The 16,022-nt window shown below is 70.9% G+C and carries 15 protein-coding genes and 1 pseudogene; 10 read left to right on the top strand and 6 right to left on the bottom strand.

All coding sequences use genetic code 11. From position 1 onward, the window contains the following. Window positions 1-8: 8 nt before the first annotated feature. The 5 genes from ACTWO6_RS16685 to ACTWO6_RS16665 are packed head-to-tail and all read left to right on the top strand — an operon-like array spanning window position 9 to window position 4,304. Window positions 9-875, top strand: a complete 867-nt coding sequence (locus ACTWO6_RS16685) for an XdhC family protein (RefSeq protein ID WP_446214751.1) — start codon at window positions 9-11, stop codon at window positions 873-875. A gap of 9 nt (window positions 876-884) precedes the next feature. Beyond that, a complete protein-coding gene (locus ACTWO6_RS16680; RefSeq protein ID WP_446214750.1) occupies window positions 885-1,457 on the top strand; it encodes a nucleotidyltransferase family protein in 573 nt (190 codons plus the stop codon). Next, on the top strand, window positions 1,454-2,323 hold the full coding sequence (locus ACTWO6_RS16675) for an AAA family ATPase (RefSeq protein ID WP_446214749.1): 870 nt from the start codon (window positions 1,454-1,456) through the stop codon (window positions 2,321-2,323). Before ACTWO6_RS16680 ends, ACTWO6_RS16675 begins: the two co-directional genes overlap by 4 nt. Then, complete coding sequence (locus ACTWO6_RS16670) at window positions 2,320-3,072, top strand: SRPBCC domain-containing protein (RefSeq protein ID WP_446214748.1); 753 nt, start codon at window positions 2,320-2,322, stop codon at window positions 3,070-3,072. The genes ACTWO6_RS16675 and ACTWO6_RS16670 overlap by 4 nt, the downstream gene beginning before the upstream one ends. A gap of 11 nt (window positions 3,073-3,083) precedes the next feature. Next, window positions 3,084-4,304: a vWA domain-containing protein gene (locus ACTWO6_RS16665; protein WP_446214747.1), complete on the top strand. Its 1,221-nt coding sequence runs from the start codon at window positions 3,084-3,086 to the stop codon at window positions 4,302-4,304. On the opposite strand, the gene ACTWO6_RS16660 is transcribed toward ACTWO6_RS16665, so the two are convergent. The 3 genes from ACTWO6_RS16660 to ACTWO6_RS16650 form a co-directional block, all read right to left on the bottom strand. Next, the gene (locus ACTWO6_RS16660) at window positions 4,229-5,185 is read right to left on the bottom strand and encodes a LysR family transcriptional regulator (protein WP_446214746.1); all 957 of its coding nucleotides are present in this window, start codon (window positions 5,183-5,185) and stop codon (window positions 4,229-4,231) included. The two genes, ACTWO6_RS16665 and ACTWO6_RS16660, sit on opposite strands and share 76 nt — an antisense overlap. Window positions 5,186-5,331: 146 nt before the next feature. After that, on the bottom strand, window positions 5,332-6,300 hold the full coding sequence (locus tag ACTWO6_RS16655; RefSeq protein ID WP_446214745.1) for a DUF4304 domain-containing protein: 969 nt from the start codon (window positions 6,298-6,300) through the stop codon (window positions 5,332-5,334). A 478-nt stretch (window positions 6,301-6,778) separates the two neighbouring features. Continuing rightward, window positions 6,779-7,171 carry a PPOX class F420-dependent oxidoreductase gene (locus ACTWO6_RS16650; protein WP_446214744.1) on the bottom strand — a complete coding sequence of 131 codons (393 nt, stop codon included), beginning with the start codon at window positions 7,169-7,171 and terminating at the stop codon, window positions 6,779-6,781. A gap of 748 nt (window positions 7,172-7,919) precedes the next feature. Between ACTWO6_RS16650 and ACTWO6_RS16645 the strand changes: the two genes are divergently transcribed. After that, a complete protein-coding gene (locus tag ACTWO6_RS16645) occupies window positions 7,920-8,570 on the top strand; it encodes a LysE family translocator (protein ID WP_446214743.1) in 651 nt (216 codons plus the stop codon). 150 nt (window positions 8,571-8,720) lie between these two features. Here ACTWO6_RS16645 and ACTWO6_RS16640 read toward each other — a convergent pair whose 3' ends face one another. Next, window positions 8,721-9,278 (bottom strand): hypothetical protein, encoded by a 558-nt coding sequence (locus ACTWO6_RS16640; RefSeq protein WP_446214742.1) that lies wholly within the window; start codon window positions 9,276-9,278, stop codon window positions 8,721-8,723. 621 nt (window positions 9,279-9,899) lie between these two features. Here ACTWO6_RS16640 and ACTWO6_RS16635 point away from each other — a divergent pair. From ACTWO6_RS16635 to ACTWO6_RS16620, 4 genes and pseudogenes are all read left to right on the top strand, one after another. Further along, the gene (locus ACTWO6_RS16635; RefSeq protein ID WP_446214741.1) at window positions 9,900-10,100 is read left to right on the top strand and encodes a hypothetical protein; all 201 of its coding nucleotides are present in this window, start codon (window positions 9,900-9,902) and stop codon (window positions 10,098-10,100) included. 202 nt (window positions 10,101-10,302) lie between these two features. After that, a complete protein-coding gene (locus tag ACTWO6_RS16630; RefSeq protein ID WP_446214740.1) occupies window positions 10,303-10,797 on the top strand; it encodes a nitroreductase/quinone reductase family protein in 495 nt (164 codons plus the stop codon). After that, a pseudogene (locus ACTWO6_RS16625) lies at window positions 10,760-11,182 on the top strand (phosphotransferase); the annotation flags it as partial. The gene ACTWO6_RS16630 and the pseudogene ACTWO6_RS16625, both read left to right, overlap by 38 nt. Window positions 11,183-11,425: 243 nt before the next feature. Then, window positions 11,426-12,673: a MalY/PatB family protein gene (locus tag ACTWO6_RS16620; RefSeq protein WP_446214739.1), complete on the top strand. Its 1,248-nt coding sequence runs from the start codon at window positions 11,426-11,428 to the stop codon at window positions 12,671-12,673. 552 nt (window positions 12,674-13,225) lie between these two features. Here the strand turns inward: ACTWO6_RS16620 and ACTWO6_RS16615 are convergent. Beyond that, complete coding sequence (locus tag ACTWO6_RS16615; RefSeq protein ID WP_446214738.1) at window positions 13,226-14,275, bottom strand: SEC-C metal-binding domain-containing protein; 1,050 nt, start codon at window positions 14,273-14,275, stop codon at window positions 13,226-13,228. A 733-nt stretch (window positions 14,276-15,008) separates the two neighbouring features. After that, entirely contained in the window at window positions 15,009-15,860 is an 852-nt protein-coding gene (pdxY, locus tag ACTWO6_RS16610; protein ID WP_446214737.1) for a pyridoxal kinase PdxY, read from the bottom strand. Window positions 15,861-16,022 lie beyond the last annotated feature (162 nt).

The raw sequence follows: 16,022 nt of genomic DNA, 5'->3' as shown, positions 1-16,022 counted from the left end.
GGCCGACCATGACGACCATCACCGACCGCGCCCGTGAGCTGACCGTCTCACGCGAGCCGTTCGTGCACGCCACCGTGGTCCGTGCCCAGGAGCCGACCTCGGCGCGACCGGGCGACGCCGCGGTGATCCTGCCGGACGGCTCCATCGAGGGCTTCGTTGGCGGGGTGTGCGCCGAGAGTTCCGTGCGGGCGGCCGCGCTCGACACCCTGCGCGACGGCAACGCGCTGCTGCTGCGGGTGCTGCCGGACGGCGCGGCCACGTTCCCCGAGGCGCCGGGGGCACGGGTGGTGGTCAACCCGTGCCACTCGGGGGGCGCGATCGAGATCTTCCTGCGACCGATGCTGCCGACACCCGTGCTGCGCCTGGTCGGCAGCACGCCGATCAGCGCCGCGGTGGCGACGCTGGCGGCATTCCTCGACTTCGAGGTCGCCACGTCCGGCGACCACGCCGGCTGCACCGCAGTCGTGGTGGCCGGGCTCGGCAAGGGCGAGCAGGAGGCGATCCGGGCCGCGCTGGACGCCGGCGTGGAGTTCATCGCGCTGGTCGCCGGCCGCAAGCGCGGTGCGGTCGTGCTCGACGAGTTGGAGCTGACCGACGCCGAACGGGCCCGCGTCCACACGCCCGCCGGGCTGGACATCGGGGCGCGTACGCCGCAGGAGATCGCCCTGTCGATCATGGCTGAGGTGGTCCGGGCGATCAGGGTGGACGGGCTGGCCCGGTGCGCCGGCACGCCGGTGGCCCGGCAGCAGCAGGCCGTCGACCCGGTGTGCGGGATGACCGTGCTGGTCGGGCCGGAGACGCCGCACGCGCGGGTCGACGGGCAGGACCACTGGTTCTGCTGCGCCGGCTGCCGCACGAGCTTCACGGCGGCGTAGGCCGTGTTCGTGACCGGACTGGTGCTCGCCGCCGGGGCGTCCGTGCGCCTCGGCGAGGCCAAGCAGCTGCTGCCGTACCGCGGGCGGACCCTGCTCGACGCGACCCTGGAGCTGGCCCGCTCGTGCGGCTTCGACCAACTGCTCGTGACGTTGGGCGGCGCGGCGACCCGGATCCGCGCCCGGGTGGACCTTACCGGGGTCCAGGTCGTCGAGAACGCGGGGTTCAGCACCGGCTGCGGGTCGTCGATCAGCACGGCGGTCCAAGCGGTGGACCCACGCGCGGACGGGCTCGTCCTGCTCCTCGGCGACCAGCCCGGCGTGCGCGCCGCCGACGTCCGGCGGGTCGCCTCGACGGCCACCCCACTGGCTGTGTGCCGGTACTCCGACGGGCTGGGGCATCCGTTCCGGTTCGGCCGGGAGATCTTCCCGGAGCTGCGCGACCTGCACGGCGACAAGGCCGTCTGGAAGCTGCTGCACTCCGGCCGCTACCCGGTGACCGAGGTGCCCGCCGAGGGGCCGGTGCCGATCGACGTCGACACCCGCGCGGACTACGAGCGGCTGCTGGCGGGCGAGGCCCGGTGAGAGACCCGCTCGCCGTCCGGCACCGCCTCGACGCCGTCGACTACCTGTCCGACGACGGCATGGCGATGGCCCTGTTCCTGGCGCTGAAGCTCGGCAAGCCGCTGCTGCTCGAGGGCGAGCCCGGCGTCGGCAAGACCGCGGCCGCCAAGGCCCTGGCCCGGGCGCTGGACACGACGCTGATCCGGCTGCAGTGCTACGAGGGCCTGACCGCCGGCGAGGCGCTCTACGAGTGGAACTACCAGCGGCAGCTGCTCGCGATCCGGCTGGCCGAGGCGCAGCACACCAAACTCACCGATGCCAACCTGTTCAGTGCCGAGTTCCTTCAGGAGCGGCCGATCCTGCGGGCCGTACGTCATCAGGGACCGGTCCCGCCGGTCCTGCTGATCGACGAGATCGACCGCGCCGACGACGAGTTCGAGGCGCTGCTGTTCGAGTTCCTCGGCGAGGCCGGCATCACTATCCCCGAGCTCGGCACGTTCACCGCGAGCACGCCGCCGGTCGTCGTGCTCACCTCCAACCGCAGCCGGGAACTGCACGACGCGCTGCGTCGCCGCTGCCTGTACCACTGGATCGACTTCCCCGAGCCGGCCCGGGCCGCGGAGATAGTCCGCCGGACCGTGCCGGGTGCGGCCGAGCCCCTGATCCGCACGGCGATCGAGTTCATCGGCGGCGTACGCGGCCTGGAGCTGGACAAGGCGCCCGGCATGGCGGAGGCCATCGACTGGGTCGCCGCGCTGTCCGTGCTCGGCGCCACCGACCTGGCCGCCGGCGAGGTCCTTCGGACCATCGGCACCATCGCCAAGACTCCCGACGACCGCGCCGCCGTCGCCGCCGCGCTCGGCACCTACCAGGAGAGTCAGCCATGAAGATCACCAACGAGTTCGCGGTCAACGTCCCGATCGAGCGGGCGTGGGCGGTCCTCACCGACCTCGAGGGAATCGCGCCGTGCCTGCCGGGCGCCCGGCTGACCGGCGTCGACGGCGACGTCTACCAGGGCAAGGTGAAGGTCAAGGTCGGGCCGGTCATCTCCGAGTTCGCGGGCACCGCGCGGTTCATCGAGCGGGACCATGTGCAGTACCGCGGGGTCATCGACGCGAAGGGCCGCGACGCCCGGTCGGCGGGTAACGCGGCCGCACTGGTCACCGCCCGGCTGCGGCCGGACGGCGACCGGACGCTGGTCAGCGTGGACACCGACCTGAAGATCTCGGGGAAGTTGGCCCAGTTCGGCAGCGGCATGATCAAGGATGTCTCGGGCAAGCTGATGGCCCAGTTCGTCGCCAACCTCGAGACCAAGCTGGCGGCCGAGGAGACGGGAACGGCGGCGCCAGCCGCCGAGCCTGCGGTCACTCCGGCCGCGTCCACCGTCCCGCCCGAACCGGAGCCCGTGCCGGCCGCGTCCGCCGCGGCGGTCGCCACCATGCCCAGCACCGCCGCCGCGCAGCCGTCGCCCGTCGCGCCCCCAGCCGCCACCACGCTCACCGGGCGCGACCCGGAAGCTGAGACGCTCGACCTGCTCAGCCTCGCCGGTGGCTCGATCTCCAAGCGGCTCGTTCCGGTGGTCGTCGGCCTCCTCGCGGTCGGCGCAGTGATCGCCTGGCTGGTCGCCCGCCGGTGAGGTCCGCCGTGGTGCGCGGGATCGACCGCGCCGCATTCGCGGTGGCTTTCGCCGACCGGCTGCGGCACGCCGGCGTCCAGGCCGGGCTCACCGACGTCGAGGACTTCGTCCGGGCGCTCGCCGCCAACCCACCCGTCTCGATGTCCGCGCTCTACTGGACCGCCCGGATCAGCCTGGTCCGGCGGCACGCCGACCTCGCCCCGTTCGACCGCGTCTTCGCAGCCGTCTTCGCGGACGCGCCGTCGCTGCCGCCGCCCCGGTCCGCGGCCCCACCAGGTGGCCGCGACGCGGTGCACGTGCCGGTGCCCGCCGACACGGACGACAGGGGCCCGGGCGGCGGGCTGCCGTGGGCGACACTGCCACCGGCCGTCGCCGAGGCGCGGGAGTCCGACGCCGGGCTGCGGCTGCCCGAGCGGCACCCCAGCGCCCTCGCCGTACTCGCCGACCGGCCGTTCGAGGAGCTCGACGGCGCGCAGGTCACGCTGCTCGGCGACGCCCTGCGCGCGGCCGTCGCGGACTGGCCGACCCGGCGGACCCGGCGGCACGCCGTCGGCCCGGCCGGACGGCGGGTGGCGCTGCGGCCGACGATCGCCCGGGCTCGCCGCACCGGATGGGAACCCGTCGAGGTCGTCCGCGAGCGGCCGGTGCGGCGACCGCGCCGGGTCGTGCTGCTCTGCGACGTCAGCGAGTCGATGCGGGCACAGGCAACCGCCTACCTGCACCTGATGCGGGCGTTCGCGGTGGTCGCCGACGCGGAGGTGTTCGCGTTCGCGACGACGCTGACCCGGCTCACGGTCGCGCTGCGACACACCTCGGCGGCCGCGGCGGTCGCGCTGGCCAGCGCGGCCGTGACCGACCGGTTCGGCGGCACCCGGATCGCCACGAACCTGCGCGCCCTGCTCGCTTCCCACCACGGCGACGCCGTCCGCGGGGCGGTGGTGGTGATCGGCTCGGACGGCTGGGACAGCGACCCGCCGGGTGAGCTCGCGGCCATGATGGCCCGGCTGCGCCGCCGCGCGTACCGGATCGTCTGGTTGAACCCGCGGGCCGGCGCCCCCGGCTTCGTCCCTCGGGTGGCGGGCATGGCCGCCGCGCTGCCCTACTGCGACCGGCTGCTGCCGGCCGGGACGTTCCGGGACCTGGTGGACGCCGCCCGTCAGCTCCAGAGCGTCACGTGCACCGACGGCTTGAAATGTCCGACGCTGACGCCCGCGCCGCGCATCATCGCGTGAATCGCCCGCGCCGTCGACGCGAACCCGGACAGCTCGGCCGCGGCCGATGGGGTGCCCGGGTTGCTGAGCACCAGCGAATGCCAGCCCGCATCGGAGGTGGCGTGCGGACCAGCCAGCAGCAGGAGATGGCCCTTGCGGACGTCCGGCGCGACGGTGAACGACAGCGCCGGCGCGATGCCCTTGCCGCGCTTCGCTTCCCCCAGCGCGGCCGCGTGGCTCTGGAAGAGCTGTTGCCGGTCGTCGGGCACGGCGAGCCGGCGCAGCATCGCCGGGACCGCGCCCAGGTCGGCGGCCGCCGACGGCCCGAGCAGCCAGGTCTGGTCGCGCAGCTGCCCCGGCGACGCCTGCACGCCGGCCAGCGGATGGTCCGGGCCGACGACGATCACGAGCCGGTAGTTCATCACCGGCCGGCAGACGATCGCCTTGTCGACGACCGGGGGCTGCGGCCCGATCGCGATGTCCGCAGCCCGGGTCAGCAGCAGTGTCTCGAACGAGCCCGGGTTGCACACGCTCAGCTCCACATCGAGGTCGGCGGCGCGCTTCGCGAACAGCTCGAGCAGCCCCGGCGCGGCGAGCTCGGCGAACAGGCTGGACGCGGCGACCCGCAGCAGCCGCCGGCCGCGTCTCGCGGCGCTCACCTCGAGCACCGTACGGTCCTGCAGGCCCAGTAGCTCGGCCGCGCGACTGGCCAGCCGCAGCCCGCCGGGGGTGAACGCGAGCCCCGCCGCCGTCCGGGTGAACAGCTGGTCCCCGAACTCCTTGCGCAGCTGCCCAACATGCAGGGATACGGCCGACTCGGAGACCGCGAGCTGCGCGGCGGCCTGCTTGACGGATCCCAGCCGGACCACGGCGACGTACGCGCGCAGCTGCGTCGGGGTCATCGGCGTCGACCCACTTCCCCGCCCCCGATCGAGTGATCCGGAATTCCTCGCAGTGAACCTCGATCATCCCCGCTCAGCCGCCCCGCCGCCAGCGTCCTGCCTGCGAGCGGGTAAAGCGATCACCGGCCCGCTTGCCGGGGCTCCTGTCAGCCGCGCCGTGGAGCCGCCGGGTTGACGTGCCAGGTGATCTCGGCGAACTGTTCGGACAGGCGCTCGAAGGCACGTCGAAGACGGCCGAGCAGGTCCTCTGGATCAGCACCGTAGAAACTGACGGTGCAGGCAAGGCCTGAGCACTCCGCTGTGTGGTACAGCTGGGCCGGGTCCTGAACCGGTAGCACCGTGCGAAACAGCTCAACGTATTGCCTGAACTTGTAGTCCAGGTGGTAGAACGCGCTGTGACGGTCCTGCGGCGTCGTGTCCGCGGCCACGCGGAACACCGCCGTCAGGGCGGGCGTGTCGGTTGGTGCCGGGGAGGTGAGGCCAAGCCGGCCACCGATGCGTGCCGCCTCGCGGCGTACCCGGTTCGGGCCAGGGGAAGGCTCCGCGACGAGCATGTCGAGCCATTCCTGGGCCAGGGTTGGGTCGCCCGCGTACGCGGCCAGGACGACCCGGTGCAGCCCCAGGATGCGGGCCGGTATCCGATACCGGCGCAACCACGCGAGGATCCCCGCCCTGGTGCTCAGATCGTCGAAGAAGCCGAGGGCATTGTGCTCAACCCGTTGGCGGACCTCGGCACCGAACGCCGACAGTTCCGTCGCCGCGTCAAACGCCCGCCATCCCCGCCCCGCGTCGGCGCCCTTTTCGTCGCGCATCCGCCCGCCCGGCCCGACATCGTCGATCCCGCACCGGATGTGGCACTCGCATTCCTGCGGCGGTACCTGCAGCGGATACAGCGACAGGATGGAGTCCACCTCGGGGATGAAGATTCCCAAGTTGATCCTGAACGACCCGCCGTACCGGTTGCAGTTGTGGGGCTCGATATTGATCAGCTCTCGCCGCCCGTCCCTGGCGCGGTCATACGTGCGGCCCCGGCGGTCGAACCCGTGCCGCTTGAGGATCGGCGTCACGCTGTCGGCGAGCACCTGCGAGATCACCGCCTTGGACGACCGGTCCATGGGTGGTTTGGCCTCGTCTGGCGGCTGTATCAATGGCGCCCCTGGTGGTGTCGGAGTCGCAGTTCAAGGCGAGGGCGGTCGATTGCGGTGACGAGTGCCGTGACGATGGGCCCCGCGACGTCTCGGGTGAGCGGGCCATTGCTACGCCAGCGCGCCCAGCGGCCATGAGAGTAAGGTCGCCGCGTGCCGGATTCATCACCCTACGGCTGGACCGGACGACCGCCGAAGACCTGTATGCCGTGTTGTACGAGACCGGAGAGCATGTCGCGGCCGGCGCACCCATCACCCCGCCGACCACCGAGGAAGCCGAGCGGCTCGGCCGCCTTCTGCGCGATCTCGGACACGCTCTTGGCCGTCGATGCTCTCCCTCCTGCGAGCACCTTCATTGACCACGATTCGCCGCACTGTGCGGCAGTTGAGTGCGCCACATGCATTGACAAGACGATGGTCGTACCCCGCGGAGCGCTGTCCCGGACGGTCAACCCGGAGAACTGATCTTCTCCGCCTCAATCGTCATGATCACGCGAGTCTGATCACGGCCACCGAACCACGGATAGGGGCGGCCGAGGTACTTCTGGGACAGGCGGTCGATGTGCTCGACGGCGCCGTGCTCGGTCAGGTCGAGGACCCGGCCGCGTACCGCGATGTAGCGACTCGGGTCCTCCGGGTCGGCGATCGCTACCGCGACGCGCGGGTCGCGTACGACGTTGCGGACCTTCTGAAAACCCTGAACGGTGTTGATGACGATGTGCTTGCCGTCGGTGTCCACCCAGGTCTCGCTGATCTGAGGTGACCCATCGGGCATGAGTGTCGTGATGAAGCAGATGCTGGGCCTACGGAGCAGGTCGACCAGGTCCTCGGGTAGATCCACGATTCGACACTACGCCGCACCCAGCGCCGCCGGGTGGACAGGCCCGCATACACGAAGCCGACCTGAAGCCCCTCGACAGCGGAAGCGGGGGCCCCAGGAGTGTTCGGGTCGTTGGTGGATGCGCGATCCGTGGCACGAAGTCGGCGACGTACGGCGATGAAGCGGGTGGGGCTGCGGTCAGCGGTGTGGCGGCGTACCTCGCGGACGAGGACGCCGACGTCTACAACATCACGGACGCTGCGGTCCGCGAGTACGGCTTGGCCCTTGCACTGAACCTCACCGCCCTCGCCGCGACGGCAATTACCGCTCTGGCTGGCAACGGGCCGCACGCATGGAGGTGCTGCAGTCGATGGAGCCCGACGGACGGGCGCTGCGCAGTAATCCGTAGACGACACGCTCGCTGCGGCATGTGCGGACGTCGAAGTGGGGCATCCTGGGCAGGGCAGGCAGTGCATTTCCTGATCTTTAGGATGACCTCCTCCGGCTGGTTCGACCGCTCGTTGGACGAGTTCGAGTTCCAGATGCCCTACGGCAGTCGCCCAGAGGAGCAGACCCGGCTGGCCGCGGCCAGGGGCCAAAGTTTCCGGACCTACCTGCCCTACGACAGTGACTGCTACGGCTACCCGATGCGCCGGGCTCGCCGAGCGCGCCTCGAACGTGGTCTTCGCCCGCGCCCTGGTCCTCAGCGGTAGTCGGCTGGCTTGGGAGAGGGGTTGAGCGGGGCGGCGCCAGCCGGAATGATCCACTGATGGATCTCGTCGCCTCGCTACCTGCCTTCGTTGGTGCCGTTGTGCTGATCTCGGCATCTCCAGGTCCTGCGATGGCGCTGATCATGCGTCGGGCCGCGCTGCGCGGATTCGCCGGAGCTGTGCCGAGCGTACTGGGCCTGGAGGCCGGTCTCTACCTCTGGGCGTTGTTCGCCGCCGCAGGTCTGGCAGCCATGGTTGCCGCTTCGGAAGCAGCCTTCATTGTCCTCCGGGTGATCGGCGCGGGATTCCTGATCTATCTAGGAATCAAAGCGTGGCGGACCGCCTGGCAGAGCCGGAAGCTGGGGTCGGTCCAGGAGCCGACCGAGGACCTGCTGTCCAACCCGAAGCGGGGCTGGTGGAAGCCCTTCGGCGAGGGTGCGTTGGTGATGCTCGCCAACCCGAAGGCCGCCGTGTTCATGATCGCGTTCTACCCCCAGTTCGTGCCGGCCGATCGGCCGTTGTTCGCGACCACCGCCCTCCTTGCGCTGCTCCAGGTAGCTGTCGAGATCGTTCTGTACCTCGGTCTGGCGGCCGTGGTCGGGCGAGCGGGCGCGTGGTTCCGCAGACCGGTGATCCGCCGTCGACTGGAAGCGGTCAGCGGCACCGTGCTCATCGCCCTGGGGCTACGGGTAGCCGCCGCGACCCGCTAACCGCCGCGACCCGCCCAAATCCCCCGTTTTGGGGGGGTGGCACCGGGGTCGGGCTCGTCGGCGGAAGAGGCCATCCTCGGTCGGCGGCAATTGCGGACGTCGGAGGATCCCGTCGGTTGGCCAGCTCGCCGGCGCGTGCCACCTGCTTGGTCAGCCGGGTTCGTTGACCTGGTCGATGATTTGCGGGTTGGTGGCCCGCCACTCGCTACTTGTGAGGGCGCGGGCTCGTTCGGCCAACCGGCGAAGGGCTGCTATCGCCTCCTCGTCCAGCTGCGAGCCGCTGTAGCCGACGTAGGCCACGATCCCCTGTGCTGGCTCCCAGGCGAGCGTGGCGTTGCCGCCGGATACGTGCGAGACGACAGCCGGTCTACCGTGGACCAGCCCTCCGTCCTCGGCTCGCGCGGCGTAGAGCTGATCTTCGAACCCGCCGCCGCTGGTCACCCCGGTGAAGGTCAGCCCGCTGCCGAGGGCCTCTTGCTCTCCAACTTCAGCGCTGCCGTAGCGGATCTCGTGGATGGTGGGCGGCCGGTACGGACCCCTAGACAACACCACATACCCGACTGGTTGGCGCATGATGGGCCGGCCGGCCACGACGGTGGTGCGGGCAGCGATGGCAATCAGCTCGACCTCGCTCAGGTCACCTCGGATTCGAGCGTAGGCCTCGGCAACCGGCCAAATGACCGTACCGCCTTCCGCCCTGCCGATCACCCCGCCCACATCGACGCTGCGGCCAACCCTCGGGGCACCAACCGGAAACGTGACAACCGCCCCGTTTCTCCCGAGTGAGCCGTCTGGTCGACGCACAACCAGAGTCCACGGGCCATTCACCGCCGTGCGGTCACAGCTCTCCAGCGTTGAACCGCGCCCAGCCGAGACCCGAGCGATGAGCAGGCCGGCCACCGGGTCCACCGCCGCAGGGCTCTGGGCCCAACCGACCGGCACGCACGCCGGGCCCGCTGAGGTGTCCACCGGCACCGGGCTCGGGCTGGGGTTCGGGCTCACAATGGTCACCCGCCGCACCCCACGATCGTCGGAGTCACCGACGGTCACAGCGAGAACAGCGGCAGGCAACAAGACAACCCCGATCACGACCAGCCACCGCGGTAGCGGCCGCCGGGGCTTGTCTGAGCCGAAGCTGACAATGTCCACAGCGCCATCATCTACCCTACTAGGCACGTCCTCGGTGACCCGGCGCCTGAACGCGACAGGCCCACTCCTACTCCCGGCGAGCCAGCCGTACGGCATTCACAGCGGCAAAAGCGTGCACGGTCCAGTCGTCACAGTTGTCGGGCCTGTGTCATCGGCCGCGCTTCTGGGAGGATCGCGGGTGTGCCAGACACCTCAATTGTCACCGCCGCCAAGACGGTGGCGGTCGGTCTGGTAACCGGAAGCGCCGCGCTCCTCGGTCAGTGGCTGGCACAGCGATCCACATCGCGACAGGCCCATGAAGCGCGGCTGGCGCTGGTCACCAACGCCGACGTCGCCACCCAACCGCTTCGCCTGCCCCGAAGTTCAACGACGCGGCCATGACCGCGCGATCAGCGGCGTAAGCGGATGTTTGACCACCTTCTTCGACAAGGGCGCGTCCTGCCCGACCGGCCACACCAATGCGAGGCCGGCGAGGAGGTGATGCAGCCGGGGGCATCGGCGGGCCGTTCGACTCTCCTGGTCCGCCCGAGGCTGCGGCTAGCGTCCTGTTCGTACCATGGCCAGCTAGGCGTGGGAGGTCGTCATGTCTGTCGAGAACCGGGCGAAAAGACCGCGGCTTCCGCCGCGCTGGTTCATCCGTCTGGCCTGGTCGGTGCACCGGGGCCTGTACCGGGTCTTTGGCGGCCGGGTCGGGCTGTGGCGCCCACGCGCCAACGGCTGGGGCGCTCTACGGCTGACCACCACCGGGCGCCGAACCGGCCAGCAGCGCAGCGTCATCGTCGGATACTTCGAGGATGGGCCGAACCTGGTCTCGCTGGCGATGAACGGGTGGGGTGAGGGTGAGCCCGCCTGGTGGCTCAACCTGCAGACGCATCCGGACGCGACCGTCGATCTGGTCGACGGGCAGCGGCTGGTACGTGGTCACGCCGCAACAGGGGACGAGCGGTTGCGGCTGTGGGCCCGCTGGCGCGAGATCGACACGAACCTCGACGCCTACGCGGCGCTGCGATCATCCGAGACCGCGGTGGTGGTCCTGGAGCCCAGACCCGCCGCATCGGACACGTTGCAGGGAAGCTGAACGGCCGCCGACCCACCACCGGTTGTGGCGCGCCGCGCCCGCCCTGCCTGACCCTTCCGAACCACACGTGTGGCTCCACGGCGACCTCAAGCCCACCAACCTCTTGGTGCAGGAGGGCAAGCTTCGCGCGGTGATCGATTTCGGAGGCCTGTCGGTCGGATTTCCCGACGCCGAGCACTCCACCGTCTGGGACCTGCCGCCCCAAGCACGCCAGGCTTACTGGAACGCCTTGGACCTTGACGATCTGACCTGGGCTCGCGCCAGGGCCTGGGCCATCGCGGTGGGCGTCAGCGGCATCACTTACTACTGGCACACTTATCCCGCCTTCATCGCCGAATGCCGAGCACGACTTCAGGCGATCCCCGCTGACGCCGCTGCACGTTGAGCGGCATCGTCGTCGGCGGGCATTCTTGACGCACTGTAATCGGCACGACCGCGCGAGGCTACGGTCGGATGTGCCTCACCCGCCGAGCCGTCAACGCACGACCAGCGGCTGTGAGTGCGTCTCAACCCGAGCACTGGAACGGGTCTGTTGATCGCTACTGCTCGCCGGCCTGCCGCACGAAATCCTGTCGGGCTCGGCGCCCGACCGGGCGGCGACGTCGACGTACGGCCTAGGGTGGGCGGCATGGCAAGCGCTGTCCCCTCCGCCAACGGCTCCACGGCGCAGAATCCGCTCACCCGGCTGACTCTGCCCGAACTCCGGCAGCGCACCAGCGTGAAGTGGCGCAGGTACGCGCCGGACGTGCTTCCCCTCTGGGTGGCGGAGATGGACGTACCCCTCGCTCCCCCCGTGGCCGACGCGCTCCGCAGCGCGATCGACCTCGGTGACACCGGATACGCGCACGGCACGGCGTACGCCGAGGCGCTCGGCGACTTCGCCGCCCAGCGGTGGGGCTGGAACGACTTCCGCGTCGACCACACCACGGTCGTACCCGACGTGATGATGGGCATCGTCGAGGTACTCCGGCTCGTGACCGACCCCGGAGACGCGGTGGTGGTCTGCTCCCCCGTCTACCCGCCCTTCTACGCCTTCGTCAGCCACGCCGGCCGGCAGGTGATCGAGGCCCCGCTCGGACCCGACCAGCGCATGGACCTCGCCGCTCTCGACGAGGCCTTCCGCCGCGCGCGGGAGTATGGCCGGCGGCCGGCGTTCCTGATGTGCAACCCGCACAACCCGACCGGCATCGTCCACCGCCGCAATGAGCTAGAGGCCATCGCGGAGCTGGCGTGCCGGCACGGCCTGCGGGTGATCTCCGACGAGATCCACGCCCCCCTCGCGCTCCCCGGGGCGCACTTCACCCCGTACCTCACGGTGGCCGGCGCCGAGAACGCGTTCGCCCTGACCTCCGCCTCAAAGGCGTGGAACCTCGCCGGCCTCAAGGCGGCGCTCGCGGTCGCCGGGCCGCAGGCCGCCGCCGACCTCAACCGCATGCCGGAAGAGGTCGGCCACGGGCCCAGCCACCTGGGCATCATCGCGCACACCGCCGCGTTCCGCGCCGGCGGACCGTGGCTCGACCTCCTCCTCGACGGCCTCGACACCAACCGCACGCTGCTGGAAACGCTCCTGGCGAAGCACCTGCCGTCCGTCCGGTACCACCGGCCCGAGGGCACCTACCTCGCCTGGCTGGACTGCACGGCGCTGGGCATCGACACCGGACGGTCGGACGGCGAACCCGGCGTGGTCAGCGATGTCGCCGGGCCCGCGAAGATGTTCCTGGACCGCGCGCGGGTCGCCCTCAGCTCCGGGCACGTCTTCGGCACCGGCGGAGTCGGCTTCGTACGACTCAACTTCGCCACCTCACCCGCGATCCTCACCGACGCCGTCACCCGCATGGGCCACGCCGTCGAGGTGCACCACGCGTCGACGGGCTGAACCCTCACCCGGCCCATGCGGGCCGAAGCCGATCTTCATGCAGTGGAACCGGCAGCAGCACGACGTCGAATGAGCCGGACCGAGATCGCCGCCCTCGTCCGAGCACTCGGCGACATCGTCGCCGTACTCCGCGACGCCGACCCGCCGACAAGGCCGAGGTCTACCGCCAGCTCGGCCTGCGGCTGACCTACCATCCGGAAACGCAACGGTGCGCGCTGAAGCTGACCTCAGCACGCACCGGATTCTGACTGGTGTCCGAGGCGCGACGGCGGCCACAAGCCGCCGGTGCGACCCGAACCCTGATCGGTACGCGAGCCGAAACAGCGTCCGTTGACCCACCCCCGCGCAACGATCGGGACGCCGGGCGGTCAAAATACCGAACGAGCAGGGCGAGGGACCCGAAGTCCCTCGTTCTGGTCCGCTTCTACTGGCCCGCCCGGCGGAAATCCAGCTTGTGGGAGCCACAGTTCCGATCCTGCGCCCCCGCTTGGCGGCGACCACTCGCCGAGGCCGGCGTGGCCTGACTGCCGCCAGCAGCGATTGGCGGGGCCGTCAGCTACGGGAGCGCGGCAGGCAGCACTTCTTGTACTTGAGGCCCGAGCCGCACCAGCAGGCGTCGTTGCGCTCCGGCGGCCAGGAAATCTGCGCGCCGGGCCGGGTCGCCAGATCTCGCGCGTAGCGGGTGCGGATCTCCGGATCCGTCGGATCTCCGTTGTGTCGGCTGGCGTAGCCGTTCAGCCCATCCACCGATGCGCCGACCACGCTCAGCCCGGTCCGACCGGTGTTGGCCTGCTGGACGAGGTGCCGTTCCAGGCGGCCCCGGTGCGCGTCCCAGTCCGGCCCGTACGCCTCGGTCAGCTCGGCGTGCTCGGCGAGCAGGCGGTCGAACTCGGCCCGGGGCCAGAAGAGCAGGTCGGGCTCCGTGCCCTGCCGCTGCTCCGCCCGGCGGACGAGCTGAGCCTCCAGCCGGTCCGCAAGATCGTCCTGCCGATCATGCGGCAGGTTCAAGTCCCGGCGTACCCGGTGCCGCTGTTGCAGCAGGAAGAAGAGGACGCCGGGCGCCTCCGGAGGGCCGACCTCCACCGTCGCCTCGGCGGCGGGTACGGCCTCCGTGGGTGCTCCGGCGGCGGTGGCGCGCCTGCCGAGAACGGTGTCGACCGCCTCGCTCAGCCACTCCTCGGCGATCACCGAGAGACCGCCGGCGTCCAGGGCCGCGCTGACGTACGCCGGGGCCTCGGGCTGCTCGACCAGGAGCTGGCGAAGCGCGGTGAGCTCCGCCATCGCCTCGTCCTCCCGGCCGCCGGACCGGAACAGGATCCGGGCCCGCAGCGCCCGGGCGAAGCCGGCCCGGGCATCCTCTACCGACGGGTACGCCTCCAATGCCCGGTCCGCGTACCGGAGCGCGGCGTCGAGCCGCCCTCGGATCTCGGCGATCTCCGCGGCCAGGGTCAGCGCGTCCCCGGCGTCCTCCGGCTCCGCCACCCGGCCCTGCTCCACCGCGTCGGCCAGGTCGGCGGCGACGCCGAGTGGATTGGCTGTACCGAGCGCCGAGCGGCGAAGTTCGTCGAGATCAGCGCTGGTGATCACATCTCTCGTCGGCACGATCTCACGGTACGTCGGGTTCCGCCCCTAGCGCTGGCTGATCACCTCTTACGCCGATCTCAGGCTGCATCGGCCCGCCGTCCCGGACGGAATCGGGGCGTCGATCTCGGCCGGCGTCGCCGGCCGAGTTGTTCCGCTCCGGTGCTGCGGCTGCCCAGTGGGGCGCCTGGCGACCGGCGCCCGCCCGTCGCGCCGCAATTGCTGGTCGGGGAGGGGCGAGGCGACCCAGGTGCTCGGTCCCGGTCCGGTGTACCCGGTCGCCGACTATTGCCGCGACGGCGCGATGCTGCGGCTGCGCGACGACGACCGGCAACAGGACGGCACGTACCTCGCCTGACGCGAGACACGTTCATGGGGTTCCTGCACTCCACATCGAAAAAAGAGGGACCCCTAAGTAACCGCACAGGTACGACATCCCCGTCCATCGAACCGGCCCCCTTTCCGCCTCGCGGGCCTATTGATCAACCCGGCCTCTAGGCGCTAGAGGTCGCCTGCGTATCGCGTCACTCACCTCAGACATGAGGACCTTCGGCGTCAACAGCGACCGTTTCCGCTTTTGTGCTGCCAATGCCCGCGCCACCCGACGGCCCAGCCAGCCCGAACCGCAAGCAGGGGGTACCTCCGGCATGAGATTCCGCCGTCGACCGCGCACAGAGGCTCCCGTGATGTAGCGCTACCAGCGTCGTGTCGCTTGGCGATCTCCGCCAACACCGCTTCCTCACTGACCTCGGCGTCAGCGCAGCCGCCGGGCGGTGAACCTGGCTGGCGGCTGGGCGATCGCGTCCTGGGCCGCGATCAGTTGGATCTCCCGGGTGCCCGCCGCGAGGGTCGCCTCCAGGACGGCGAAGACGGAGGCGACGGTGCGTTCCAGTGCCGTCGCGGGCGAGCCCGTCGTCCACAGATGCGCGAGGTACAGCGCTGCGGTGACGTCGCCGCCGCCGTTCGGGTTGATCGGCAGCAGCGGCGTGGTCACCGCCCAGGCGCCCTCGTCCGAGACGGCCACCACCTCCAGCGAGCCCACCGGCACGTCGCCGTGGAGCACGCTGGTGACCAGGACGTGCCGCGGTCCCGTCTCGCGCACCACGTCGACCGCCTCCAGCAACTCCGTGAGCGAGTTCGTCGTACGGCCGGCGAGGAAGTCCAGCTCGAATTGATTTGGCGTGATGATGTCCGCGCGCGGGACGACGATGTCCCGCATGTACTCCGGGATGCCTGGCCGGACGAACATCCCGCGGCCGGCGTCGCCCATCACCGGGTCGCAGCAGTACACCGCGTCCGAGTTGGCCGCCTTGACCTTGTCCACCGCGTCGAGGATCACCGCGCCCATCGCCGGGTCACCCTGGTAGCCGGACAACACCGCGTCGGCGCTGCCGAGGACCCCCCGGTCCGCGATGCCCGCGATCACCTCGGCCACGTCGGCCGGCGCCAGCAGCGGCCCGCGCCACGCGCCGTACCCGGTGTGGTTGGAGAAGTGGACCGTCAGTACCGGCCAGACCTCGTGCCCGAGCCGCTGAAGGGGGAAGGCGGCCGCCGAGTTGCCGACGTAGCCGTAGGCGACCGAAGACTGGATGGACAGGATCTTCACCGGCTCATCATGGCGGTTCCCGGCGGTGCGACCCGTACTGCCCGCCGTTTCTGTCGGGTGACCCACACCGGGCCCTCCTTGGATGACGGGACCACGGGGACGGGTCTGCCACCCGATAGTGGCGGCCCCGGCCAGGCAAGCCACCGGAAGCGGCGAGACTCG

The sequence above is a fragment of the Micromonospora sp. IBHARD004 genome, assembly GCF_052814115.1.
Note: the sequence above shows the minus strand (reverse complement) of the source record. Positions and strands in the feature narration are given on the sequence as shown.

Bases quoted from the DNA above. Each gene is read 5' to 3' on its own strand.
- ACTWO6_RS16685 (WP_446214751.1), top strand. From the start codon at position 9: ATGACGACCATCACCGACCGCGCCCGTGAGCTGACCGTCTCACGCGAG.
- ACTWO6_RS16670 (WP_446214748.1), top strand. From the start codon at position 2,320: ATGAAGATCACCAACGAGTTCGCGGTCAACGTCCCGATCGAGCGGGCG.
- ACTWO6_RS16660 (WP_446214746.1), bottom strand. From the start codon at position 5,185: ATGACCCCGACGCAGCTGCGCGCGTACGTCGCCGTGGTCCGGCTGGGA.
- ACTWO6_RS16655 (WP_446214745.1), bottom strand. From the start codon at position 6,300: ATGGACCGGTCGTCCAAGGCGGTGATCTCGCAGGTGCTCGCCGACAGC.
- ACTWO6_RS16645 (WP_446214743.1), top strand. From the start codon at position 7,920: ATGGATCTCGTCGCCTCGCTACCTGCCTTCGTTGGTGCCGTTGTGCTG.
- ACTWO6_RS16630 (WP_446214740.1), top strand. From the start codon at position 10,303: ATGTCTGTCGAGAACCGGGCGAAAAGACCGCGGCTTCCGCCGCGCTGG.
- ACTWO6_RS16620 (WP_446214739.1), top strand. From the start codon at position 11,426: ATGGCAAGCGCTGTCCCCTCCGCCAACGGCTCCACGGCGCAGAATCCG.